Source organism: Candidatus Campbellbacteria bacterium, assembly GCA_028817035.1.
Taxonomy (GTDB): domain Bacteria; phylum Patescibacteriota; class Minisyncoccia; order Phycocordibacterales; family JABAAK01; genus JAPPQH01.
The window spans coordinates 19021-45274 of the sequence record JAPPQH010000005.1 but is presented as its reverse complement, the minus strand read 5'-3'; the positions used below and the strand labels follow the sequence as shown (position 1 = coordinate 45274).

The window sequence follows — 26254 nt, the reverse complement described above, 5'->3', positions numbered from 1 at the left end:
CCATTCGTGTCCACATCTTGGGCTTTATCAAAACCCAGCGCGGCAGATGGCGATGGTGCTGACTTTTTTCGCGCCGCTCTTTTTTAGTGTTTTCCTCGCTTCGTTTAGGGTTGCTCCTGTTGTGGTTATGTCGTCAAAAACGATAATGTATTTTCCTGCGAGACTTTCCGTGACCTCAAACGCGCCACGAAGGTTAGACTTCCTCTCCTTCGCGGTTAGTTTTGTCTGCCTTGCGGTGCTTTTTATCTTGCGCAACAATTCCTTAACCGATACATCATTTTTCTCCAGTTCTTTTGAGATGAGTTCCAAGTGGTCGTATCCTCTTTTTCTCAACCTCCTCTGATCTGCGGGTATGTGCGTTACCAAAATGGATTCTGGTGGTAAAAACATCTGTGCCTCCGCTATTTCTTCCAACAAAATATCAAGCAAAATCTGCCCCAACGCCCCTGCAGCAGCCAAATTTTTTTCATATTTCAAGGCGTGTAGCAACAATTTCATATTCTTGTCGTCATAGTGGGTGAGTGCTCTGTGTCCGTTGTGTATGCTTATCGTTTGTTTGGGCACAAGAATCTTGCCACTCTTACTCTCCAAAATAAAAGTGTTTTTCTTGGGTGGCGCTATTATATCTGCGGTTTCTTTGAATAATTTTGCAAAGAAGGCGATGGTCCGTGTTATAATTATCATTGATTGTAGAGTTCTTTTCAGAATCTATATTATCAATGGTATCTATTTTTTCAAAATTTTTCAAAAGCAATGCTAAATCCGTTGTGGGAGTTGATATCGGCTCCTCTTCTATAAAAATTGTCCAGTTAAAAAAAGACAAGGGCGTTGTGGAACTTGAGACATACGGCTCTCTTGCGATAGGTCCTTATGTAAAAAAAGAGGTGGGTTGTTCCATAGACAATGTGTCGGATAAAATTTTGCTTGAAGTGTTCACCGATCTTTTAAAAGAGTCAGGTGTGTCAACAAGGTCTGCTGGTCTTTCCATACCTTTTTCTGCGAGTTTGATTTCACTTATTGAAGTTCCAAATGTTGCAGAGAAAAAACTGGCGCAAATAATTCCTTACGAGGTGCGTAAATACATTCCCATCCCCATTGAAGAGGTTTCTATTGATTGGTTTATTGTTCCTGAAAATGTTTTGTCAAAAGCGCAAGCACTTTTTGAACCGAAGGAAGAGGGGGATGAATTAGTTGATACTGAACAAAAACCAAAAGATGCGCCAAAGAAAGAAGACAAGGCGAAAGTTCTTTTGGTTGCGATACACAACGATCAGTTATCAAAATATAAAAATGTGGCACAGTCGTCTAATTTGAATATAAACTTTTTTGAGATAGAGATATTTAGTGTTCTCCGTTCGGTGTTGCCAAGAAATTTTTTCCCCACACTCATAATTGATATGGGCGCGAACACAACAAAGTTTTACATAGTTGAAAATGGTGTTATCCTTCGTTCCCACTTCATAAACAAGGGAGGGCAGGACATCACCCTTGCTCTTGCAAAGAGTTTGAACTTTACTTTTAGCGAGGCAGAGGCAGTCAAAAGGGCAGAGGGTTTGTCTATTAGTGATGAGAACGCCCGCAGAGCGCAGGGGCTTGTGGTTAAAGATATCATTGGTGAGATAAACAGCTCATTGGGTACTTTCCAAAATAAGTATAGAAAAAATGTGGGAAAGGTTGTTTTGACGGGCGGCGGCTCCATCCTTGAGGGCTTTTTGGACCTTGCAAAAGAGAATATAAATGTGGATATTGAAATGGCATCCCCATTTTTCTCTATTAAAACCCCCAAATATCTTGCTAATTCCGTAAAACGCATAGGCCCTGAGTTTTCTGTCGCCATCGGTTCGGCTCTTCGTTCTTTGGGTGAAGAGGACAGATAAAAACCACAATAAACCACAATAAAACCCTTTATAAAAAGGTGTTTGTTGTTTTGTAGGTGTTATAATAAGAAAACATAACTATGATTCCTCAATTTGCCAATAATTTCACGAAAAGTCCGACAGTAAATCAGGATAATCAGCCGCAACAACTGCAGCAACAAAGACAGGACCAAAGCAGCCGTCCTGATTTGGATAGTGTTTACAGCCAAAAGCCAGAGAAAAAGATTTCCATATTTTATATTTTGTCTTTCTTACTTCTTTTGTCTTCGCTTGGTTGGTATGGTGCAGGGCATGCATACAACTGGTATCTTGGCAGGCAGATTGAATCATTGCAACAACAACTTGTTGATGCGAAAGATTACTTTAATCCAGAGTTGATAAAGGAGATTGATGGTTTTCATAACAATGTGAATGCGTTGAAACAGATTGAGACTTCGCGTATTTCTTTTAACGGATTTTTTGGTCGGTTTGAAAAAGTTTTGTTGTCGGATGCAACAATTTACAACATAAGCATAACAGAAAATGATGATAGTTATTCTTTAACTTTTTCTGGAGAGTTGGTGTCGTTGAATGACATAATAAACCAAATAAGAGCCTTCAAGTCCGACACACTTTTCTCTTCTTTGAATGTTTCACAGGTGAGTTTTTCTCCAAGGGATCAAGCAAGCAATTATGTCTTTAGTGTTTCGGGCAACATTGGTAAAGATTTAATAAAAAAAGAAGCAACTCGCGATGCTGTAATTCCTAACACTATACAAGAAAACACACAAGACCCTTCCTCACCACAATCCGCCATTATTATTGACGGCAATAATAATGAGCAAGGCAGTGGCGTTGTCCCTGAGCAGGGTGGCGTTGATATTGACCCCGCGAGTTTTTTTGGTCAGCAACCAGCAGCAAACCCAGCGATAAATCCGGCAGCAAATCCGGCACAACAACAACCACAACAACAACCACAACAACAGCAACAAACAACCCCACAAAATTCACAACCAACCAACCCCGCACAACAAGGGCTCCCTACACGACAAGTGCCAGGCGCCACAACACCTCCAACGCCAGATGCCACCACAACGGCACCGCCCACTAATTCGCCTTAATTATTATGAGACAGATAATCACACCAGTATTGTTCATCATCGTAGCAGGTTTAGTTTATTTCTACCTGTCTCAGTCGGTATGGCTTGCAGTTGAGGGGACGAAGCAGACACAGACATCCCTTAACAACGCCTTTACCAGAACGCAAGAATTGCAAGAGCAGAGGGATTCTCTAAACAGGGAATATCAAGGCATACCTTCTGCAACAAAGACCCTCATAAACAACGCACTTCCTAAATATTCTGCAGAATCCCTGCTTGGTTTTGCTCGTGAGATTGAATCACTGATAACAAGAAACGGAAGGTTAATAAGACTTAGTCCGTATGGTGTAAACTTATCAGTAGGGAACGAATCTTCAGATAATTCTGTTGCGGTGGTGAATATGAGTTTTACATTTGAGGCGGAATACTTTGAGATGAAAGAATTTTTGATAGACATAGAGAGAAGTGTTAGGAGTATCGCGATTCAATCCATCACAACATCTGGAGGCGGTGGCGGTGGTTCTGGTGAGGACGGACAGGAAGTTGAAAATACGCGACAGCAGTTTTCCATATCCTTTAAATTATATTTTGCATCATGAACACAGAAACTATAAGAATTTTAATAAAAGAGTTGGCATATTTCGTAGTTATAACACTCGTGGTGTATTACTTTTTGAGTGTAGTTGTTTCGCCACCCGTTGAAGAAGTTGCTGAAGGCGAAACAACCACAACACAGGCAGTAAGCGATGCAGATGAATTGCTTGTTTTGATAAATAGTATAGGAGATATAAAAATAGACACAGAGTTTATAACAAGCTTCTCTTCACAGTCGCGAGAGGACTTTTCAATACCCATAACGCCATCAACACAAGGTAAAGAAAATCCTTTCAGATAATACTATGGCACTATTTGGAAAAACAAAAAAATCAGATGTAATAAAACAGGACGACACCCTTAACAACTCACAGGGTGTTGTCGCCACAGATGATGATGTATTGAGCGCAGGCACAAACACAGCCACAGCCACAGCAACAGCAACAGCGACACCCACAGACACAGACACAAGCGAAAACGAAACCACAGCATATAGCGTAGGCGGTGGTTTGGCAAAAAAATTCCAGAACTCACAAGAAGGGCAGCCACAAGCGCAACCACAAGCACAGCCAACACAACAAAAACAACCATCAGTTTTATCCAGCAGGCTACCAAAAGAGCCGGTAGATCCTTCTGTAAATATAAATAAAGCAAAAGAATTAAAAAAAGAAAAAATCGCGCAAGCACCACAAGCACCGCAAGCACCACAAGAGTCGGCAACAAAAGTCGCACAGCCAACAAAAACCCCACAGCCAACAACCGCCGCACAACAACCACAAGCACCACAACAACCACAACAACAACCCCCAAAAAATAATTACGCATCAAATGGCAATAAATATCAGGTAGACCCACCCATCCTAAAATTCATCCCAGAAGCTTCAGCAAAGTATTACAGGATTGTCCCTCTGGAGATGAAGGACGACAATGTTCTCGTTGTGGGCACCACCGACCCAAAGAACATTGAGGCGATTGATGCCCTTAACTTCATCTCCACCCACGAGAACATTGACTTTCAACTGGTGAAAATAAATGAAGATGTCCTTGAGGCGATTTTGAAACAATACAGCGAAACAACAAGCGCAGTTCAAGACGCATTGTCTGAGTACCAAAAAAGCGATGACTACGCAACAACCACAGAAGAAGAGGTTACTTTTTCTTCCATTGATCAAGACAGCAAAGTCGCTTCAGAAAACGCGGTGATAAGACAAGACGCACCAATAACAAAAATGGTTAACAACCTCCTAATACGCGGTGTAGACATTAACGCATCTGATATTCATGTTGAACCGTATCGCGAGAAACTCATAATCCGTTACCGCGTGGATGGTGTTTTGGCACGCGCGTTTTCACTTCCGCGAAATGTCCACAGCGCACTGACAGCGCAGCTAAAGATAAGGTCAAGAATCCGACTTGATGAAAAAAGAATCCCACAAGACGGTCGTTTTACCGCAGGGATAAAAAACAAAAAAATTGACTTTCGTGTTGCGACACTTCCGACACCAGAAGGGGAGAAGGTTGTCCTTCGGTTGCTTGATAGTAGCCGCGACTCTCTCTCTTATGAAGACATAGGGTTTGAGAAAGATCACATTGACATTGTAAAAGAGGCGATAGCAAAACCATACGGAATGATCCTTTCATCAGGACCAACTGGTTCTGGAAAAACCACCACGATGTATTCCATCTTAACGCAGTTAGACAGAGAGAAAAAAAATATCGTCTCACTTGAAAACCCAGTTGAATACAACATTGAGGGAATAAACCAGTCAGAGATAAGACCAGAGATAGGATACACATTTGCTAACGGGCTTAGAAGCATACTCCGCGGCGACCCAGATGTCATCTTCGTTGGTGAGATTCGTGATAAAGAAACCGCAGCACTTGCCGTTCAAGCGGCACTCACAGGCCACCAAGTTTTCTCTACCATACACACCAACTCTGCGGTCGGTGTCATCCCACGACTGATTGACATGGGCGTCGACCCATACCTCATCGCACCCGCACTAACAGCCGTCTTCGGTCAGCGACTTGTCCGCCGTCTTTGTGACGGAGTTGGCAAGGAGTTTGTCCCACACGCAAAAATGAAACAACAACTTGAAAGCGTGTTTGAAGACCTACCAGAAGAATTTTCAGACAGGGCTCCAAAGATTGATAAACTATACCAAGCCCAACCAACACCAAAATGTCCCACAGGGATGAAAGGTCGTGTCGCTGTTTTAGAAGGCTTTTTAGTTGATGATCAAGTTGAAGAACTTATCTTTGGAAAGCCCTCAGAACTCAAAGTGTATGAGTTGGTTCGCAAAAAGGGAATGCTTACAATGTATGAAGACGCCATAAGAAAAGCAGCACAAGGCACCATCCCATATACTGAGATAAACACAATAGGGCAGGAAACAAAAGTAGGCGAGAAAGAAGGTGAAAATGGTGACGAAAGCATAGCACCAGCAGTTGATTTAGACAAAAGGGTAAAAATGGGTAAAGATCTTGAAGAGGAAGAACAAGCCACAGCAAACGGAAAATACACCGACCCAAACGCACGAAACACGCCAAACAACGCCACACCAAAAAGCCCAACAACAACACCAACACCAAACCCAAACGGATTTAATAACAACACAAACTATGGACTATAAAACAGAACTAAGAGAATACATTGAACTTTTGATAGACCAAGAAGGGTCAGACATACACCTTTTGCCAAATGTTGTTCCGTCAATCCGTGTATTCAGAAAACTTATCTCAATACCAAACAAAAAAGAACTCTCAGACGAAGATATGAACAACTTCCTCTCCGAGCTCCTAACCGCTGAACAATTAGAAAAGCTTTCAATACAAAAGTTTCTACAGTTTTCACACACACACACCATAGACCAAACCTCCGCCCGTTTCCGTGGCAGCGCCTACTTCACAAAAGGCTCAATAGCCATAAACCTCCGCTACATATCAACCTTCATCCCCCGCTTAGAAGAAATATCCCTGCCTTCCGTCCTTAGAGATGTTGTCGGCAGGTCGCAAGGATTCTTCCTTGTTGTCGGTCCAGTAGGTCACGGAAAGACAACAACAATTTTTTCAATGCTTGAAGACACAAACCAAAGCCACTCAAGACACATAATGACTATTGAAGACCCCATTGAATACATCCTCTCATCCAAAAAAAGTATAATCACACAGCGCGAAGTCCCAACAGATGTAAAAAACTTTGAAGACGGACTAAACACCGCACTGAGAGCAGATGTGGATGTGATGATGGTCGGTGAGATGAGAACAAAAGAAACCATAACAACAGCCATAAGAGCATCAGAAACAGGTCACTTAGTCCTCTCAACACTCCACACCAACGGCGCAGCAGACACCATAAACAGAATAGTAGGCTCATTCCCTCACAACGACAAAGAGCAGATAAGAGAACAACTCTCATACTCACTACTCGGCATATTCTCCATCCGCCTCGTCACAAGGGTCGGCGGCGGACTTGTCCCCGCTTATGAGGTTCTGCTCAACAACCCCGCGATAGCAAACATAATCAGGGAAAATCGGCTCTCTGACATCTCCTCAATAATACAAAGCCACCTACACGAAGGGATGATACAGCTTGACCAATCCCTCGCAAACCTTGTAAAAGAAGGGGAAATAAGCAACGAAATGGCTCTCCAAATGGCAACGGACTCCAAGTCGCTTGGTTATTTCTTGTCATAACCATAATCCATCGGCAAACAGCAAACAACCAACAAAAAACAAAAACCAACACTAAAAACTAAAAAACAAATATGATTTTTGAATACACAGGAATAAATAAAGACGGAGTTCAAGCAAAGGGAATGGTAGAAGCAGTCAACAAAAACTCTGCGATAACAACACTGCAAAGCAGAGGAATAACAATCATATCTCTGAAAGAAGAAAAGAAATCAGTTTGGGGCGTTGATATAATCAAAAAGAGAGTTAAAAACAAAGACATAGTTCTTTTCTCAAGACAGATCGCAACCCTCTTTGAAGCGCGTGTCCCTGCCTACCGTGCGTTCGTTCTTATGACATCTCAGGTCAGCAACCCCGCATTAGCGGACATACTGACCCAAGTTTCTGAGAGTATAAAAAAAGGTGTCCCAATAGCAAACTCACTCGCAGAACACGAAGAAGCATTTTCACCTTTTTATGTTAACATGGTCGCCGTCGGTGAGGAAGCAGGAACATTAAACACATCTTTTCTTCGGCTCGCGGACTACTTAGAGAGGTCATATGATGTGACAAGAAAAATAAAAGGTGCACTTATTTATCCCGCTTTTGTCATACTAACTTTTGTTGGAGTTATGTGGATTATGTTTGGTTTCGTCATACCGCAGATAGCGACCATCCTCGTAGATTCAGGAGCCGAACTTCCTTTTATAACCTCCATAATGTTGGCTATAAGTGATTTCGTCGCAGGAAATTCTCTCTTGCTCTTTATTTTCATACTTATTTTGTTGGGTGGAATATTCCAATATAGCAGAACCAAACAGGGAAAAAAGTTTTTTGACTTTCTCAAACTCTCAACCCCCATAATAGGGAGGTTGTATAGAAACCTCTACCTCTCTCGCATAGCGAACAACATCTCCCTTATGTTAACAAGTGGTGTTCAGCTCCTTCGTGCCACAGAAGTTACGGCAAAAGTCGTGGACAATGTCATATATGAAAAAATGCTCATTGATGCATCAAAAAAGATAAAAGGTGGATCATCCTTTGCCAGCGTGTTGGACACACACTCCGACTTGATACCTCCGCTTATGTCTCAGATGTCCCGTGTCGGTGAGGAGACAGGAGAACTGAGCAGTATGATGGCATCAGCGGCGAATTTCTATGAAAATGAGTTAAAGGACTATGTAGACGCCACCTTAAAACTCATAGAACCACTGCTTATAGTGTTTTTGGGGCTCGCCGTCTCAATTCTGATGGCATCTGTCCTCCTGCCGATATACACAATTTCAAGCCAATTTTAAGGATTTTCCGCCTTTTCTTTATCACCAACCTTAATGCATAATAAATGATAAAATCCTTATTTTATCTATATAATTAAAATTAATACCTTTTAGGTGTTTATTAATATATTAATTAAAAATTGTAAATTATTATGAAAATAATGAATAAAGGATTTACTCTTATTGAATTGCTTATTGTGGTTGCTATCATTGGTGTCTTGTCATCCGTTGTTTTGGTTTCCCTTTCAACGACTGAGGACACAGCAAACACTAATGTATCACAACTGGAGTTGGGACAACTTAGAACTGTTGGTGTAGAGTATAAGGATGCTAATAGTGGCAGCTTTGCAACTTTTTGTAATACTGACAGTGGAACTCTTCTCACCAATTCTGCCAGTAGTGACGAAAAGGTGAAGAAAGCATCAGAAAGTGCAGAGACAATAATAGTGTCAATAAGCGAACGTTTCAGCACCCGTGGCAACAATAGAATTCTTTGTGCATCAAACAAAGATGCTTGGGTTGCTGCTTTTAGGTTAGAGGATGTTGATGCAACAAATGGTGAGAATTGGTATTGTGTTGATTCTGCTGGACGATCAAAAGAAATTACCGGAACCGATGGAAGTGCTACTGGTGGTGAGTGGAACTATGATAACGCATCAACTGTGTCTGGATATGCGGCTATTAAGAGAACAACCTCAGGAGATTTTACTTGCGAGAATAACTAATTAAGAACCAACGCTTAACCACATAGCAAATGAAAAAAGTTTTGTTGCTTGTTATTGTCCTCGTTCTACTTTTCATCATCTGGTTGCTTTTGCCGACAAGTCCCGAAAGGATAGTCGCAAATCAATCAGTAGCAAAAATAGAACTCTCAAGCATCCGCGACACATCAGTCGCATACTTGTCAGAAAACGGTAACTACACAAACTTTTGCAATGTGGTAGAAGACGGCAGAAACAGAGGTTCATTAAGTGAAGAGACAAGCGAAACCATTAAAGAAGCTCTGGACTTAGTCCAGAAAAGAACAGGAAACAAAGACGACAAAATCGTCTGCAACTCCACACAAAACGAATGGGTCGCCCTCTTTGAACTTGAAGGAGAAAATCCAACTTGGTGGTGCACCGATTCTCTCGGCACATCAAGAGAATACACTGAAATATCTGGTATCATACCGATAGATCAGCAGAGAATAGGCAGAAAGTACAGGTTTGCCACAACAAACCTAACCGCCTGCCCACAATAAAACATCTAAAAGATGGAAAAAAGTGCGCGGCTCCGCCCCGCACAGATGCGTGGCTCCACCCCGCAAGCAAAACACCCGCCCCCGCGGGTGTTTTGCTTGTTTCCACTTGCTCACCGCACCCCCATTTTCGCATAATAAAAATAAAAGCAGCGCACCTAACACAAAGTGTTATTGGCGCGCTGCCTGCAGTTTCACTGTCCTTTGAAGAAATTGTGATATCCCAGTCCTCCTGCGACCGTGTTGGGATTTTCAACTTTTCTCCATCGTTCAGCCTCAGTAGAGTCTTGGATTTAACTGCATTCCTACCCAGAAGTTTTGCTTACTGGGGACCTCAAGAAACAACCACTAAGGGCTGTCGCTAATTTACCGAAGGTTGCCGCTGTAAACGACAAGCCTTCAGTTCTACTGAGACAAATACAACATAAACACCGCCCTTCAGAGCAACTGGTTGTATTTGGAGTTTAGAGATCGGTTGGGTTTGTTGGAGAATCGCATTTTTGGGCGATTTCCAATCCCCATCTGTTTAGTATCTTACACCCAAGCCAACCATCTGTCAACCCCCTATTATCCCACTATTATCAACCCTTAGGCGATGAATCTCCATTTCTTCTCTTTTCCTTTTGAGATGCCGATTCTTTCCGATCTTTTGATATTTTTCGCTGATATTCCAACATCTGCTATAAATATAGGGCTTTGTATATCAAGCAAATCAATTCCATCGTGTTTTCTGCTGATTTTAAGTTCCTTACAGACCCTGCCAGGTCCTGCTATTTTCCTTTCTTTTTCTCCTTCTTTCAGAATCACCCCTCTTATCAAAACGGCAGATCCGACCCCTTCTTTCTCGGCTACTATATTAAGGCAGTGATGGACGCCATATATGAGATATACATATGAATAGCCAGCTCTGAGAAACATGCTTTTGTTTCTTTCAGTTTTTCCACGAAAAGAATGCGATGCCTCATCCTTTTGTGTATATGCCTCTGTTTCTGTTATTATTGCTACCTTATTTATTATCGCTCGCGGCTCCGCCACTCGCTTGACTTGCCTCGCAAGCTCGGCAAGGTCGTATTCGGTCTTTCCAATTGGACTCACACCCTCCAACCTGTGAATTATGATTGCCTTGCCCAAGAGAGCGCGGGCAACACGAACGGCACCCTTGTTTTTGAAAAATTTATGATTTAACGAAATATCGGTGTTGATATAATTATGTATTTTGTGTAACATATAATGTGTATTTATTACAAATGATAACAAATAAAATTTGATTTTCAAACCAATATGGAAGATAACATAAATAATAAAATAATAGGTGTTTCCAAAGAAGTACCTGACTGCAGTTTTGATTTATATCAAAATGGAAAGATAGAAAGAAAAAAATTCTCTGATTTTAGAGGAAAATGGTTAATACTATTCTTTTATCCTGCCGACTTTACATTTATATGTCCCACTGAACTTGAAGAGATGGCGCAATACTATGAAGAGTTTAAGAAAGAGGGAGCAGAAGTAATTTCTTTCTCAACCGATACAGCGTTTGCTCACAAAGCGTGGCACGACACATCTCCTGCTGTTTCAAAAGTTGGGTTTCCTATGGGATCTGACGCAACGGGAAAAATTGCCAAAAGTTTTGGTATTTATATTGATGATGAAGGTGTTACTTTGCGCGGAACATATCTTTTGAACAAAGATGGAATTGTAAAGAGTGTAGAGATAAACGACAATTCAATAGGTCGTTCTGCTAAAGAACTTCTTCGTAAGTTGCGTGCAGCCATTGAAGTAGAAAAAACAGGTGGAAAGAAAGTTTGTCCTGCAAGTTGGGAACCTGGAAAAGACAAGCTTGAGCCTGGAGAGAACTTGGTAGGGAAGATATAAAGAATAAAATACAATTGAATGAGATATATAAAACTTCTTAGAAGACCTATCGCTTGGTGTGTAATTATTTGGTTTATTTTGTCTATTGCCCTTGCATACGCGCCGACTTCCATATTGCTTGCGTTGCTTGCGGGGTATCCACTGTCGCAGTTTATTGTTTCTCTTGTTGTAAGTATTCCCACGATGCCAGTTTATTCTTCAGATCCTACAATTTTTTACATCATAGTATTCATGGGTGCGACTATAAACTTTCTCATATACTATTCAATAGGTGTTTGGATTGAGCAGAAAAATATCTTCAGCATAAAAAAGAAATCTCGTCAATAGCAAGGCGGTTGCGCTGTAATTTTTTGTCTTGGGAATTGATAAATTTTTAAGCGAGGTTGCTGGTTTTCCCAACTTTACCCACAAATTCCTCTGCGACAAAAATATAAAACCATTTTTTTTGGTGTAATATATAAATACATTCTTGAAGTTAACTATGAAAACAAATCTTAATGAAGAACCAATACTAAGAAAGAACGACAATAGGTTTGTTTTATTTCCAATTAAACATAACGACATTTGGGAGTGGTATAAAAAGGCAGAAGCAAACTTTTGGACTGTGTCAGAAGTACAATTGGCTCCTGATTTACCACACTGGAAGAAATTAACTGATGACGAAAGACATTTCATTAAATATATCCTCGGTTTTTTTGCTGCAAGTGACGGGATAGTCAACGAAAACATTGCAGAAAATTTCTTAAAGGAAGTTCAATATCCAGAAGCAAGATTTTTTTATGGGTTTCAGGTGATGATGGAAAACATTCATTCCGAAATGTACTCACAACTGATCGCAACTTACATAGATGATGTAGCAGAACAAGAAAAAATATTTAATGCCTTGAAAACGATGCCGAGTGTGGGAGAAAAAGGTAATTGGGCACTTAGGTGGGTTGATTCTAATAGTTTTGCAGAACGATTGATTGCTTTTGCTGCAGTTGAAGGAATATTTTTCTCTGGAAGTTTTTGTGCACTCTTTTGGTTGAAGAGCAAAGGTGTTATGCCAGGACTTACTTTTTCAAATGAACTTATCTCAAGAGACGAAGGTATGCACCGCGACTTTGCAGTACACCTTTACAACAACCACATTGTAAATAAATTGGAGGAAAACAGAATAAAAGAAATAATTGCAGATGCTCTTGTTATTGAAAAGAAATTTATCCTTGAAGCACTACCTGTTAAACTTATCGGAATGAATGCGGGTTTGATGGAAAAATATCTTGAGTATGTTGCTGACCACTTGCTCGTATCGCTTAACTGTCAACCGGTGTTCAATGTTTCCAATCCATTTCCATTTATGGATATGATTTCACTTTCGGGCAAGACAAACTTCTTTGAAAAAAGAGTGGGGGATTATCAAAAATCGGGTGTCTTGTCGGGGGGGCGAGAAGACGCTTTTAAAGAAACTAATAATTTTTAGCTTATGACTATGTATGTAATAAATAGAGATGGGAAGAGGGAGAGTGTAAAATTTGATAAAATAAAAACAAGGTTGGAAAAACTTTCCAAAGGTCTCTCAAAAATAGTTGATCCAGTTTTGGTTGCGCAGAAATCAATTGAATCTTTTAAGACGGGAATGAAGACAAGTGAGATTGATTTTCTTTCTTCTGAGATTGCGGCAGCACTCTCAACAGAGCACCCTGACTACGGACGATTTGCTGCACGGATAATGGTCTCAAACTTACATAAAAATACAGGTGATGAATTTCTTAAAACAGCCGTTCTTCTTAACGAACATATAGCAAGCAAAACCGGTAAAAAAGCACCCCTCGTGTCGGACGATTTTGTTGCCTTTGCAAAAAAACACCAAAAGAGAATAGAATCTGCTATTGATTATGAGAGAGACAATATGTTTGACTATTTTGGTTTGAAAACGCTTATGAACGCTTATTTGTTTAAGGTTGATGGCAAAATAATAGAACGACCGCAACATTTGTTTATGCGCGTTGCAATAGGCGTGAATGCACCTGATATAGAGGAGGTATTAAAAACATACGAGCTGATGTCAACTGGTGTGTTTACTCACGCGACACCAACTTTGTTTAATGCAGGGACAAACACGCCACAAATGTCTTCCTGTTTCTTGCTTTCTATGGCAGGTGACAGTATAGAAGGTATATATGAAACATTGAGAAGATGTGCGCTTATATCCAAGTGGGGAGGCGGCATTGGTCTTTCAGTTCAGAATGTCCGTTCGTCACAAAGTCATATCGCTGGAACAAACGGTGTTTCAAATGGAATTGTCCCTATGCTAAAAGTGTTTAATGAGACCGCGCTATATGTTAATCAAGGAGGAAAAAGAAATGGTTCTATATCTGTTTACCTTGAGCCGTGGCACTCGGATGTTGAGGCGTTTCTTGATTTGCGCAAGAATCACGGCGCAGAGGAATTGCGAGCACGGGATTTGTTTATGGCTCTTTGGATTCCGGACTTGTTTATGAGTAGGGTTGAAAATGATGAGAACTGGACTCTCATGTGTCCTAATGAGTGTCCTGGTCTTTGTGATTTGTATGGTGAGGAGTTTGAAGCAAAATACAAAGAGTATGAACAAGCGGGCAAGGGTCGTAAAACAATCTCTGCGAGAAGTCTTTGGTTAAAGATACTTGATTCCCAGATTGAAACAGGAGTCCCATACATTCTTTACAAAGATGCAGTAAACAGAAAATCTAATCAGAAAAATTTGGGAACAATAAGGTCATCAAACCTATGTGTAGAAATTGTGGAGTACACTTCACCCGATGAAGTCGCGGTGTGTAACCTCGCATCCATCGCGTTGCCTAAGTTTGTGGAAGATAGGTCTTTTAACTACAAGAAACTTTCTGAGATTGTTCAAAAGGTAGCAAGGAACTTGAACCAAGTGATAGACAAAAACTTTTATCCCGTCAAAGAAGCAGAGCGTTCAAACTTAAGACATAGACCTATAGGAATAGGTGTGCAGGGTCTTTCTGATGTGTTTATGATGATGAATGTTTCTTATGATTCCCCTGAGGCGAGGCAGCTGAACCAAGAAATTTTTGAAACGATATATTTTAGTGCTCTTACGGCTTCCAACGAGTTGGCGAAAAAAGAGGGTCCTTACAAAACTTACAAGGGTTCGCCTATATCAAAGGGCATATTCCAATATCAGATGTGGGGACTGACTGATGAAGATCTTTCTGGAATGTGGGATTGGGGCAAACTACGCGAATCAATAAAGAAACACGGAGTACGCAACTCTCTTTTGGTTGCGACCATGCCGACCGCATCTACAGCACAGATACTTGGAAACATAGAATCTTTTGAGCCGCAAACCTCCAACCTATATGTTCGCAGAACTCTCGCGGGGGAATTTGTTGTTGTTAATAAACATTTGATGAAGGAATTGATTGATAGAGGATTGTGGAGTGAAAATATGCGACAAGACCTTATGCGTCACAATGGTTCAGTCCAAGAAATTGATTATCTTCCAGAAAGTATAAAAAGTGTTTACAAAACAGCGTGGGAAATTTCTATGAGATCGGTTATTGATATGGCAGCTGACAGGGGACCGTTTATAGACCAATCTCAATCAATGAGTGTGTTTGTCGCAGAGCCCGCATTTAACAAAATGACATCTATGCATTTTTATGCATGGAAGAAAGGATTGAAAACCGGCATGTATTATTTCAGAACCCGTGCATCTGCTGACGCCATCAAGTTCACCGTCAAACAGGAAATCAAGCAGAATAAAAATAGTGAAGAACAGGAAGGCGTGGAGAGAAAAGAAGACCGACTTATCAACACAAACATTTCTCCATCAAACGACTCGCAAAAAGCGCTTATTGAAGAAAAAGAACCTTCAAGACAGAAAATAACAACCCCTATTGTTTCATCGGATGATGACCCAACAAGTCCGCCAAATACTTGCTTGTCTTGTGGCAGTTAATCCCCACCTTGTAATTCAGTGCAGAAAGTTATAAAGTGGTTTTATGGGTAATAAATTTGTCATATATATTTTTGTTGCTGTAATTTTAGGTGCGGTGGTTTATTTTTGGGAAGATGTAAAACTTTCTACTGCACGGGCTTGGGGGTTTTTTACCATAACCAACAATCCATTACTTGAAAAATATGACGAGGACTTTAAGAACATCACAGAGACCGAAGGTCGCATAGACAGGCGTTCTCTTTTGTCAGGTGGTCCGCCAAAAGACGGGATACCATCAATGGACTCTCCGCAGTTTGATAACAAAGACACAACGCCTTTTGGCGATGATGAACTTATAATAGGTGTGTTTCATAACGGTGAGGCGAAGGCGTATCCATACGGCATCCTCAACTGGCATGAAATAGTAAATGACACAATAGGCGGTCTTCCCATCGCGGTAAGCTATTGTCCGCTCTGCGAGACAAACTCTGTTTTTATAAGGATGATTGACGGAGAAGAAACGACATTTGGTGTGTCGGGAAAGTTATACCACTCATGCCTTGTTATGTATGACAGAAAGACGGACTCACTATGGGTTCAGCCGTGGGGCATAGGCGCTCTCGGTGAAAAAACAAATGATGTCCTTGAACGGATACCAGCGTATAGAACAGAGCTTGGGAAGTGGGTGGAGAAATACCCAGACACAAAGATACTCTCCACAAAAACAGGTCATAGAAGGAATTATTCGTCATATCCCTATGGAACTTATTACACAAATGATCTTTTAATCTTTCCTGTACGCAATCAAGAATCAAGAGAGGTCAGCGTAAAAGAAACAAACTTTGTCGTTTTTGAGTCGGTTGATAATGTATTTGGCAGGTTTCTCTCTACACTATTATCCAAAATTGCTCTTACAATCTTTCCTGCACGCAATCAAGAATCAAGAGAGGTCAGCGTAAAAGAAATAACCTTTGTCGTTTTTGAGGCGGTTGATAATGTATTTGACAGGTTTGGCGGTAATTCTTTTGTCGCTGTTCGCAAGGAGATTGAGAGCGCGGGTGAGCAATTGTTTGCGTTGGGTGATAGGCAAGTAAGGGCAGTATGGGATGGTGAGCTTGAAACAGTCCGCTTTTTCTATGACGGAACATCAGAAGAAGTTCCGTCAATGGCTGCCTTTGGTTTTGTTTATCCAGCATTTTTCCAATAAAATAAAAAATACTTTATGTTATACTCAAATCAATGAACGATACGATAGAGCCAATAGAGAATGAAAGGGAAACACGAATAAAAAAAGCCCAAGAATTAAAATCAAAAGGGGACAACCCCTATAAATCTAATTTTGCAAAAACGCATTTCACTGATGAAGTTATGTTTTATGCAAAAGAGAATAAATTAAGAGAGTCAGAGGATGTATTTACTTCCACAAAAAAAGACATAAGAACGGCTGGAAGAATTTTAGCAATTCGCAATCACGGAAAAATTCTTTTTGTAAATATTCAGGATATGCGTGGCGAACTACAGGTATTTATCAAGGAAGATATTTTGGGCGCAGAAAAATTCTCTTTTGTTGTGGATATGCTTGATATGGGGGACTTTGTCGGTGTTGTTGGTGAACCGTTTATGACAAAACAGGACAAGCTTGCGCTTTGTGTTGCAGAGATTGAGCTGTTGAGTAAGGCGATAAACCCGATGCCCTCAGAACATTTTGGTATAGAGGACACAGAACTGCGTTATAGAAAAAGATATCTTGATTTGATATTAAATGAAAAATCAAGAGAGACGATGAGGGTTGCGATAGAGATGGTTGATTTTTTAAGAAATTGGCTGAAAGAAAGGGACTTTGTTGAAGTTACAACTCGTGTTTTGCAGAATCTTCCAGGAGGTGCAAACGCAGAATCGTTTGTCACACATCACAATTACCTTGATGTTGATCTTTACTTGAGAATTGCAAGCGAATTGGATCTCAAGATGGCAGTCGCAGGGGGAAAGGAAAGGGTCTTTGAAATCGGACCAGTTTTTAGGAACGAAGGCATTGATGCCGAGCACTTGCAGGAATATCAGTCGCTTGAATTTTATTGTGCTTATAAATCTATTGAAGAAAGCATGGAGTGGGCAGAAGATATGCTGTCACAAGCAGCGCTATCAACAGTTGGCAAAAAAACAGGTATTGTGTTTTCTGAGAGTGGGGAAGCGAAGACAGTTTCACTTGATCCTCCGTTTAGAAAAATAGCATTTCTTGATTTAATGAAGAAAGAAGGCGTTGATTCAGACACAAGCGAGGACGAGTTGAGAAAAAAAATAGTCGCGACAGGTGTAAGTGAAAAAGAGATAAAAGGAAAAACAAGTGGTGCTCTGCTTGATATACTATACAAAAAAACAGTAAGACCAAATATAATTGAACCAACATTTGTAACCCAATACCCAGTTGATATGTTTCCACTTGCACGACCAAACGATAAGAATGAGAAAGTGGCGGATAGCTACCAGATTGTTGTGGGAGGAGTTGAACTTGTAAAAGCATACTCTGAGTTGATAGACCCCGTTGTTCAGAGGGAGGCATTGATGAAGCAGGAACGCGCAAGAAAGGGGGGTGATAATGAAGCGGAACGGCTGAACGAGGAATTTTTGACCGCCATGGAACACGGCATGCCGCCTATGGTGGGCTTTGGGCTTGGAATATCGCGTTTTGTCGCTGTTTTGACGGGCACGAAAAACCTTAAAGAAACAATACTATTTCCTCTCCTTGCCCCCAAAAAAGACAAATAAAATTTTGTGGTATTCTATAATATGAAACTTATAAACATTAAAATCGTATCTTATGGCAACTAAAATAAATAAGACAGAAACCGTAATAGCAATAATAGTCATTGGCTTTTTGCTTTTCATATTTGGTTATTTCAATTTGCAGGGCACTAACCCACAAGTGAGTGATGTAAACAATGAAAACGAAAAATCTTACATACCTTCCACACTGAACCGACTTCCATCAGAAGACCCTTCTGGATTCGCTGTGTTTGATCAAAGAGAAGGAGAGGGCAGATCGCCAACAGCAGGGGACACAGTAAGAGTTCACTACACAGGAGTGTTTGAAGACGGTAGCGTATTTGATTCTTCTCTCTTGGGTAACAATAACGAACCCCTTAAATTTAAATTGGGAGAAGGCCCTATCATCCCTGGTTTCCAAATCGCTGTTTTGGGAATGAGAGAAGGTGGAACAAGATTGGTAAAGATACCCCCTGAACTTGCATATGCTTCTGTTCCAGAAGACTCTCCTTACTATCCACTAAGAAATTCAACGCTGTATTTTGAGATCTTTCTGATTGAAATCTTAGATGAAGAGTAATGGCAGAGGAAAAATTTCTTCTAAAGTCTCCATTTGCACCATCAGGTGATCAGCCAAAAGCAATACGCTCTCTTGTGGAGTCCATAAAGAAAGGAAACAGAGACCAAACACTTCTTGGCGTTACTGGTTCTGGAAAAACATTTACAGTAGCAAATGTAATATCAAAACTTAACCTACCAACCCTTGTAATCGCGCATAACAAAACCCTCGCAGCACAACTTACACAGGAGTATAGGGAGTTTTTTCCCAACAATGCTGTTTCTTATTTTGTCTCCTATTATGATTATTATCAGCCAGAGGCGTATGTTCCGACAACGGATACATACATTGAAAAAGATGCGAAAATAAATCAGGAGATTGACAGATTGAGACATGCCACAACTCAGGCACTGCTTACGAGGAGAGATGTGATTGTTGTCGCCTCTGTGTCCTGCATTTATGGTCTTGGAAACCCTGAAGAATATGAAAAAAGCAATCTGTCTGTAAAAGTGGGAGAGAAAACAGACAGAAGGGATTTTGTGAGACGCTTGATAAATGTTTATTTTGAGAGAGTTTCTGGTGATTTGCGTTCAGGGACATTTCGTGCAGTGGGCAACGCCATTGAGGTGATGCCGAGCAGTGAAGAGGTTATTTATCGTGTATCGCTTGAAACAGACGGCATCTCGGAGATAGTCGTTCTTGATGCGATAACACGGCAAGTGCTTGAAAAACTAAAGACACTTTTTATATTTCCAGCAAAGCACTTCGTGTCCTCAAAGGAAGAGAGGGTTTTGGTTGTCAAAGAGATAAAAAAAGAATTGGTAGAATCCATCAAAGCGTTGCAGAAAGCAGGGATGAACCTTGAAGCAGAACGATTAAAAAGACGAACACAAAACGACATATCCCTCATCCTTGAAGTTGGATATTGTTCGGGCATAGAAAACTACTCAAGATTTTTTGACAGACGGAAAAAAGGAGAACCACCCTTTACGCTTTTGTCTTATTTTCCAAAGAAAAAAGATGGCACACCTGACTTCCTTACGGTTATAGATGAGTCGCATGTGACAACGCCACAGATAGCAGGCATGTATGCTGGCGACAGATCAAGAAAGAAAACTTTGGTTAAATACGGCTTCCGTTTGCCATCTGCTTGTGACAACAGACCGCTAAAGTTTGATGAATTTCGTGAAAGAGTTGGGCAGATTGTATACACATCTGCAACACCAGCCGAATATGAACTGGAAAAAAGTAAAAAGAATGTGATTGAACAGATTATCCGTCCCACAGGACTTGTAGACCCAGAGATATCGGTTAATCCTGTTACTGAAAGTGGTAAATACAAAGGTCAGGTTCAACATTTTATAAAAGAAGCAAAAGGAGTGATAAAAAAGAAAGGGCGTGTTCTTGCAACTGTTCTCACAAAGAAAATGGCAGAAGACCTCTCTTCATATCTTACAGAACAGGGAGTGAAGACAAAATATCTACACAGCGACATAAAGACAATACAGAGAATAGAAATACTCACAGAGTTTAGAAAAGGGGAGTTTGATGTCCTTGTTGGCGTGAATTTGTTGCGTGAAGGGCTTGACCTTCCTGAAGTTGAACTGGTCGGCATCTTTGACGCAGACAAGGAAGGGTTTTTGCGGTCTACCACCTCTCTGATACAGACAATCGGGCGAGCAGCAAGGAATGTTTCAAGCCGTGTTCTTTTGTATGCAGACAAGGAGACAGCAGCACTTAAAAACGCCATCACAGAGACCAACCGTAGGAGAAAAATACAGATCGCATATAACAAAAAGCACAACATAACCCCAAAGACCGTAAGAAAGGAGATAAAAGATATAACAAGCCAGATAAGCACCAGGCACAAAAAAACAGTCAAATCACTCCTTGTTTTTGATAGGGAAAAATATGACAAAAACCCAAAGAAGTTTCTGAAAGACAAAAAGAAGAGTATGGAAGAGGCAGTTAAGATACTTGACTTTGAAACCGCAGCGATAATAAGGGATGAAATAAGGGAATTAAAGGGAGATAAAAAGTAAATTTTGTGGTATAGTAGAGGTAAGGGTGGTTTACTTCATTATAACAATAAAGTATATATGACAAAAACTTCTTATTGGTGGTCAGTCTTGTATGGTTTGATATTTCTTGTCATTCAGACGGGAACATTCTATTTTAGATTTAATACATTGCCTGCAGATTCTTCATTTGTTGGCTATGGGTCGTTCTTTATCATCGGACTGGTTGCAGGTTTATTTGTTGTTTATATGATTAGGAAAGAAAAATCAATGATTAGTCTGAATGTCGGCGCAGTCATAGCTTTGCCTGTGGCGTTGATATTGTCTATCGTTGGTGGATTGCTTGGAATAGTGGGAGTGTTGTTAGGCGGTATCGTTCCATTCTTGGTCATCATTTACATCGCATCTTTCTTTGGAGGGAAAAGAATATAAACAGTGCTTGCGCTGAAATAAAAAGAAAAACCCTGAGGGGTTTTTCTTTTTGTGATTGACAAAAAGATAGCCCCGCGCTTTGCGCGGGGCTGATGACTCAAGCGAGTGCTGTTACCACTTCCTGACGAATGGCTGCCAACCAATATTCATGGCATATCCTCCTTTGTTTTGAAAAGGTTGGGTGGGTGATGTGGTTCAGACGGATGTCGTTACCACGGTCTCCATCCGACAGAAGGGTCTTTGTCCGTGATGAACAACTTGGCGAAATCGCTCTTTGTCGCAACAGGCCGCCCTCCCATCGTCACTATGGTTCTCTTACCTTTCGTCACTATGGTTCTCTTACCCATAACAATCTCCTTTTTTTCGTGCCAGGGGTGAAATCAATCAATTCCTTGATTGATACTTTAATAGTATCACATTTTCAGTCCGTTAACAAGGGAGGGGTAGTTATGGGGTATTCACTTTTTCCTTCATTTTTGGTAAAATTATAACTTATGCAAAAAAAAGACAACAAAGGGCATATCCGCGGAATAGAGGAGATAGTTGTTCGTCATGCAAAGACGCACAACCTTAAAAATATAAATGTAAAGATGCCAAGAAATTCAATGATTGCCTTTACAGGTTTGTCGGGGTCGGGCAAATCATCTCTTGCTTTTGATACGATTTTTGCAGAAGGGCAGAGAAGGTATGTTGAGTCCCTCTCCACCTACGCAAGACAGTTTTTGAGACAAATGCAAAAGCCAGATGTTGAGGAGATTACAGGACTCTCGCCAGCGATATCTATTGATCAGAAAACCCGCTCAAGAAACCCACGCTCAACAGTCGCGACAATAACAGAGATTTATGACTACCTTCGCGTTTTGTTTGCGCGGGTTGGGAGGTTGTATTGTCCCAAGTGCAGTCGCCCCATACGGCGACTCTCTCACGAAGAGATTGTTGAAAGAATAATAAAACGCATAAAAGAAAAAAAACCAACGAGCAAAACAAAACAAGGCGCTGACAAAATAACAATAACCGCACCTGTTGTTATCGGTCGCAAGGGTGAATACTACCAACTTCTCTACGACCTTTTGGGGAGGGGTTATGAAAAAGTCCGCGTAGATGGAAAAGAGGCATCCCTTCGTTCAAGGATAAAGCTACATCGCCACAAAAGACACAGCATAGATGCGGTGGTTGATACTTTTTCTACAAATGAGTTCAAAAAAATGTCTAAAGATATGGAGGAGCGACTTTCTGATGCGGTTGAGAGATCGTTGCATGAGGCAGATGGTCTTGTGAAGATAGTGTATTCAGAGGGCGGAGAGGAGTTGATTTCTTCAAAGTTTATATGTCCCTATGACGGCTTTTCTTTTCCTGAAATTGAGCCGCGACTGTTTTCTTTTAATTCGCCTTATGGCGCTTGTCCGAAGTGTAACGGCATAGGAATAGAAGATTTGTTTTTTAATAGGGTGTGTTCCCAGTGTAATGGTAATCGGCTGAGGGAAGAGGCGTTTTTTGTTTTCATAGGGAGCGCAAATGGGAAGAATATAGCAGATATCGTCTCAATGTCTATAGAAGAAGCGTATAACTTTTTTGGAGATATAAAATTAACCAAGAAAGAAAGAGAGATAGCAGAAAATGTGATACACGAGATAATTTCTCGGCTCAATTTTATGATTGATGTCGGTCTTGACTACTTGACGCTTGATAGGAAGGCGGGGACATTGTCGGGAGGTGAGGCGCAGAGGATACGCCTTGCATCGCAGATAGGGTCGCGCTTGGTCGGTGCTTTGTATGTTCTTGATGAGCCCACGATTGGACTACACCAAAGAGATAATGCCCGTCTTATAAAAACTCTGCTACATCTCCGTGACTTAGGAAACACAATCATAGTGGTTGAGCATGATGAGGACACAATTTTATCAGCCGACTACCTCGTAGACATAGGTCCTGGTGCGGGCGAACACGGTGGAAACATAATGGTTTCTGACTATATGTCAAAACTGCTTTCACCAAGAAGGGACAAGAAGATAAAATCTATAACGCTTGATTATTTAAGAGGTGAGAAAAAAATTCCCGTCCCTGAAAAAAGACGGATGGGGGATATGGGGGTTATAAAAATAGAGGGCGCAAACGCTTTTAATATAAAAAATATGAAAGTAAATGTTCCCCTCAGCAAGTTTATATGCATAACCGGTGTTTCTGGGTCGGGCAAGTCAACATTTATGTATGAGATTTTACACAAGAACCTTGAACTTTCGTTGGTGCGTAAAAAAAGAAGTGCCAACCTAAACAATGTTAAGAAATTTGAAGGGACTGAGAAATTGAGTAGGGTGGTGTTGCTTGATCAATCGCCCATAGGCAGAACGCCTCGCTCTGTCCCAGCGACATACATAGGCGCGTTTGGTCCGATTCGTGAGATATTTGCAAGCACAGAGGATGCCAGAGCGCGAGGGTGGAAAAGTGGGAAATTCTCTTTTAATGTTCGCGGTGGAAGGTGTGAGAACTGTCAGGGAAACGGATTTATTCAGGTAGAGATGCACTTTCTGCCGACTGTTTATGTGGAGTGTGATGTGTGTCACGGCAAAAGATTTACAAAAGAAGTTCTTTCTGTGCGATACAAGAAGAAAAACATATATGAAGTTTTGTCTATGTCGGTCAATCAAGCACACGAATTTTTCAAAGACATACCCCAAATAGAAGAACGGCTCAGGACTATGAAAGAAGTTGGGCTTGGATACATATCACTCGGACAATCAGCGACAACACTGTCTGGCGGTGAAGCGCAGAGAGTAAAGATATCGTCAGAACTTTACCGAAAACACACCACGCGGACAATATATCTTTTAGACGAGCCAACGGTCGGGCTTCATTATGAAGATGTGAGAATGTTGACACAAATACTTCATCAGTTAGTTAATATGGGGAATACCGTTGTCGTCATTGAACACAACCTTGATGTTATAAAAAACGCAGACTATGTGATTGATATAGGACCAGAAGGGGGTAACAAGGGCGGCAAGATTGTTGCTTGTGGGACGCCAGAGAAAATCGCAGCAGAGAAAACGCACACAGGGAAATATCTTAAAAAGGCGCTGAAATAATTGGTTGATATGGAAAAGTCGCAGGTAAAATTCTCATCCCTACCCGACAAATCAGGTGTTTATGTTTTTGTCGGTGAAAACAAGAAATATCTTTACATAGGTCGTGCGACATCATTGAGAGACAGAATTCGGAGTTATTTTTCAAAAGATTTGGGCGCAACACGAGGACCCGTCATAGTTGATGCGCTCAAAAAAGCAAAAAAGATAAAAGTCTTTGAAACGGACTCACTTCTTGAAGCCGTGATAATGGAGGCAAACCTTATAAAAAAACACAAACCAAAATACAACTCAAAAGAGAAAGATGATAAAAGTTTTAGCGTTGTCGTCATAACAAAAGAAGAATACCCGCGTGTATTGAAAGCCCGTGTAAATGACCTTGAAAGAAAATTTTCGCCAAAATCAATACTTTATGTGTTTGGACCTTTCACGCAGTCGGGTGTTTTGACTGAAGCGTTAAAGATTGTCAGAAAACTTTTTCCGTTCCGCGACAAGTGCAAGCCGAAAGAGAAGGGAGGAAAAAAGTGTTTTAGTGCGCAGTTGGGTCTTTGCCCCGGTGTCTGTTATGGTGATATGAACAAAAAAGAATATATGGCGAGGATCAAAGAGATAAAAATGTTGTTTGACGGCAAGAAAAAAATGCTAATAAAATCTTTGGAGAAAAAGATGAAAGATTATGCAAAAAAAGAGAAGTTTGAGAAAGCAAAAGAAGTGAGAGATAGAATATCCGCACTAACACATATACAGGACATAACACTTATCAAGCGAGAAACGACAGACAACAAAAACAGAATAGAGGGTTTTGATATCGCACACACATCTGGCAAGGGTGCAGTAGGCGTGATGTCCGTGATTGAAAACAGCGAGGCGCAAAAATCAAAATACAGACAGTTTAATATAAAAAATGCAAAGGGAGGTGATGATATAAACTCATTAAATGAAATACTTAAAAGAAGATTCAATCACCCAGAATGGCAATACCCATCTCTTGTCGTCGTTGATGGTGGAAAAACACATCTTAACTCTGCAAAAAGAACCATCAAAAATATGGGAATAGGGGTGTCCGTTGTAAGTGTTGTAAAAGACGATCATCACAGACCGAAAAACATACTTGGTCCAAAGAAAATTACAATTAAAGCAGAAAGGGAAATACTGCTCGCAAATTCAGAAGCGCACAGATTTTCAATAGCAAAGCATAGAAAAAAGATGCGTAGGTCTCTTATTTAGTCAAGAAAATTGACAAACTTTGTCTGCCGTCTTATTATGTTTTTAAGAGCAAACCAAACTGCTCGAAGGTTCTTTCAAGTTTTAGGAGGAAGTGTTGTGAAAAGAAAGATTGTTGTCGTTTCTGTTTCTTGCCAGCCCGAATCAGAATTTGGTCTTTTGAAAGAGGCGATTTCTAAGATGGGCAAAGTTGGGACTAATTTTGATTGTAGGCACATTGCCTTAAATCATAATCCTGGTTGCGTAGATATCAATGGTATTTGCCATACCGTTAAATCGGAAAAACCAACCGTGGTCCTACTTCATGAGCAGAGAGGCGGTGCTCTTGTCGTTGATATTGACGGCATCGTTGGTAAGCTTAGCAAAGAATGCAAGTATATGATCGTTAGTAGCCTCAAGCATACAAGAGATTTGCTAAGCCCAGAAAACCAAGGCAAGGTCAATGCCAATGTCTACGGTGGTGCGCGTGTTCTTCGTGCGGCACTCAGTTTAGTTCACGCGAAAGAATCAGGCTACAAAAAAGAAAAAATTGAAGAGCTTCATCGTGACTTTGAGAGGAAAACGGATGTCTTACGTGGTATTTTGTGGATGTGTGGCTTGGTGACAGCATATCCCTAATAAATCCAACTCCTCAAACGCGCC

General features: G+C 40.8%; 24 protein-coding genes. 21 read left to right on the top strand and 3 right to left on the bottom strand.

From position 1 onward, the window contains the following. Positions 1-27 precede the first annotated feature (27 nt). Positions 28-684, bottom strand: a complete 657-nt coding sequence (locus OXU73_00690) for a phosphoribosyltransferase family protein (GenBank protein ID MDD9867839.1) — start codon at positions 682-684, stop codon at positions 28-30. A 35-nt stretch (positions 685-719) separates the two neighbouring features. Between OXU73_00690 and pilM the strand changes: the two genes are divergently transcribed. From pilM to OXU73_00645, 9 genes are all read left to right on the top strand, one after another. After that, positions 720-1877, top strand: coding sequence for a pilus assembly protein PilM (pilM, locus tag OXU73_00685; protein ID MDD9867838.1), 1158 nt, complete (start codon positions 720-722; stop codon positions 1875-1877). Between the two features lie 80 nt (positions 1878-1957). Beyond that, positions 1958-2977 (top strand): hypothetical protein, encoded by a 1020-nt coding sequence (locus OXU73_00680; protein MDD9867837.1) that lies wholly within the window; start codon positions 1958-1960, stop codon positions 2975-2977. Between the two features lie 5 nt (positions 2978-2982). Then, positions 2983-3555: a hypothetical protein gene (locus OXU73_00675; protein MDD9867836.1), complete on the top strand. Its 573-nt coding sequence runs from the start codon at positions 2983-2985 to the stop codon at positions 3553-3555. Beyond that, on the top strand, positions 3552-3851 hold the full coding sequence (locus OXU73_00670) for a hypothetical protein (protein MDD9867835.1): 300 nt from the start codon (positions 3552-3554) through the stop codon (positions 3849-3851). Before OXU73_00675 ends, OXU73_00670 begins: the two co-directional genes overlap by 4 nt. Before the next feature lie 4 nt (positions 3852-3855). Continuing rightward, complete coding sequence (locus OXU73_00665) at positions 3856-6183, top strand: GspE/PulE family protein (protein ID MDD9867834.1); 2328 nt, start codon at positions 3856-3858, stop codon at positions 6181-6183. Then, complete coding sequence (locus OXU73_00660) at positions 6173-7246, top strand: PilT/PilU family type 4a pilus ATPase (protein MDD9867833.1); 1074 nt, start codon at positions 6173-6175, stop codon at positions 7244-7246. The genes OXU73_00665 and OXU73_00660 overlap by 11 nt, the downstream gene beginning before the upstream one ends. Positions 7247-7317: 71 nt before the next feature. Next, a complete protein-coding gene (locus tag OXU73_00655) occupies positions 7318-8520 on the top strand; it encodes a type II secretion system F family protein (protein ID MDD9867832.1) in 1203 nt (400 codons plus the stop codon). Positions 8521-8651: 131 nt separating this feature from the next. Then, complete coding sequence (locus OXU73_00650) at positions 8652-9224, top strand: prepilin-type N-terminal cleavage/methylation domain-containing protein (GenBank protein MDD9867831.1); 573 nt, start codon at positions 8652-8654, stop codon at positions 9222-9224. 29 nt (positions 9225-9253) lie between these two features. Beyond that, positions 9254-9742 carry a hypothetical protein gene (locus OXU73_00645; protein MDD9867830.1) on the top strand — a complete coding sequence of 163 codons (489 nt, stop codon included), beginning with the start codon at positions 9254-9256 and terminating at the stop codon, positions 9740-9742. A gap of 585 nt (positions 9743-10327) precedes the next feature. Here the strand turns inward: OXU73_00645 and OXU73_00640 are convergent. Continuing rightward, a complete protein-coding gene (locus tag OXU73_00640) occupies positions 10328-10966 on the bottom strand; it encodes a DNA-3-methyladenine glycosylase (GenBank protein ID MDD9867829.1) in 639 nt (212 codons plus the stop codon). Positions 10967-11020: 54 nt separating this feature from the next. Between OXU73_00640 and OXU73_00635 the strand changes: the two genes are divergently transcribed. From OXU73_00635 to OXU73_00595, 9 genes are all read left to right on the top strand, one after another. Beyond that, complete coding sequence (locus tag OXU73_00635) at positions 11021-11611, top strand: redoxin domain-containing protein (GenBank protein ID MDD9867828.1); 591 nt, start codon at positions 11021-11023, stop codon at positions 11609-11611. Positions 11612-11629: 18 nt separating this feature from the next. Then, positions 11630-11938 carry a hypothetical protein gene (locus tag OXU73_00630; GenBank protein MDD9867827.1) on the top strand — a complete coding sequence of 103 codons (309 nt, stop codon included), beginning with the start codon at positions 11630-11632 and terminating at the stop codon, positions 11936-11938. A gap of 154 nt (positions 11939-12092) precedes the next feature. Continuing rightward, positions 12093-13073 (top strand): ribonucleotide-diphosphate reductase subunit beta, encoded by a 981-nt coding sequence (locus tag OXU73_00625; protein ID MDD9867826.1) that lies wholly within the window; start codon positions 12093-12095, stop codon positions 13071-13073. A 9-nt stretch (positions 13074-13082) separates the two neighbouring features. Continuing rightward, positions 13083-15557 carry a ribonucleoside-diphosphate reductase subunit alpha gene (locus tag OXU73_00620; GenBank protein ID MDD9867825.1) on the top strand — a complete coding sequence of 825 codons (2475 nt, stop codon included), beginning with the start codon at positions 13083-13085 and terminating at the stop codon, positions 15555-15557. 43 nt (positions 15558-15600) lie between these two features. Then, positions 15601-16743: a DUF3179 domain-containing protein gene (locus OXU73_00615; GenBank protein ID MDD9867824.1), complete on the top strand. Its 1143-nt coding sequence runs from the start codon at positions 15601-15603 to the stop codon at positions 16741-16743. Positions 16744-16775: 32 nt separating this feature from the next. Beyond that, entirely contained in the window at positions 16776-18302 is a 1527-nt protein-coding gene (gene lysS / locus OXU73_00610; GenBank protein MDD9867823.1) for a lysine--tRNA ligase, read from the top strand. 52 nt (positions 18303-18354) lie between these two features. Next, positions 18355-18879 carry an FKBP-type peptidyl-prolyl cis-trans isomerase gene (locus OXU73_00605; protein ID MDD9867822.1) on the top strand — a complete coding sequence of 175 codons (525 nt, stop codon included), beginning with the start codon at positions 18355-18357 and terminating at the stop codon, positions 18877-18879. Then, complete coding sequence (uvrB, locus tag OXU73_00600; protein ID MDD9867821.1) at positions 18879-20900, top strand: excinuclease ABC subunit UvrB; 2022 nt, start codon at positions 18879-18881, stop codon at positions 20898-20900. Before OXU73_00605 ends, uvrB begins: the two co-directional genes overlap by 1 nt. 57 nt (positions 20901-20957) lie before the next feature. Beyond that, a complete protein-coding gene (locus tag OXU73_00595) occupies positions 20958-21308 on the top strand; it encodes a hypothetical protein (GenBank protein MDD9867820.1) in 351 nt (116 codons plus the stop codon). Positions 21309-21517: 209 nt separating this feature from the next. On the opposite strand, the gene OXU73_00590 is transcribed toward OXU73_00595, so the two are convergent. Continuing rightward, positions 21518-21655, bottom strand: coding sequence for a hypothetical protein (locus tag OXU73_00590; protein MDD9867819.1), 138 nt, complete (start codon positions 21653-21655; stop codon positions 21518-21520). 147 nt (positions 21656-21802) lie between these two features. On the opposite strand from OXU73_00590, the gene uvrA reads away from it, so the two are divergent. Genes uvrA through OXU73_00575 form a run of 3 tightly spaced genes read left to right on the top strand, consistent with a single transcriptional unit; the run spans position 21803 to position 26230 of the window. Beyond that, a complete protein-coding gene (gene uvrA / locus OXU73_00585; GenBank protein MDD9867818.1) occupies positions 21803-24391 on the top strand; it encodes an excinuclease ABC subunit UvrA in 2589 nt (862 codons plus the stop codon). A 9-nt stretch (positions 24392-24400) separates the two neighbouring features. After that, positions 24401-25615 carry a UvrB/UvrC motif-containing protein gene (locus OXU73_00580; protein ID MDD9867817.1) on the top strand — a complete coding sequence of 405 codons (1215 nt, stop codon included), beginning with the start codon at positions 24401-24403 and terminating at the stop codon, positions 25613-25615. A 36-nt stretch (positions 25616-25651) separates the two neighbouring features. After that, the gene (locus OXU73_00575; protein MDD9867816.1) at positions 25652-26230 is read left to right on the top strand and encodes a hypothetical protein; all 579 of its coding nucleotides are present in this window, start codon (positions 25652-25654) and stop codon (positions 26228-26230) included. Positions 26231-26254: the final 24 nt, after the last annotated feature.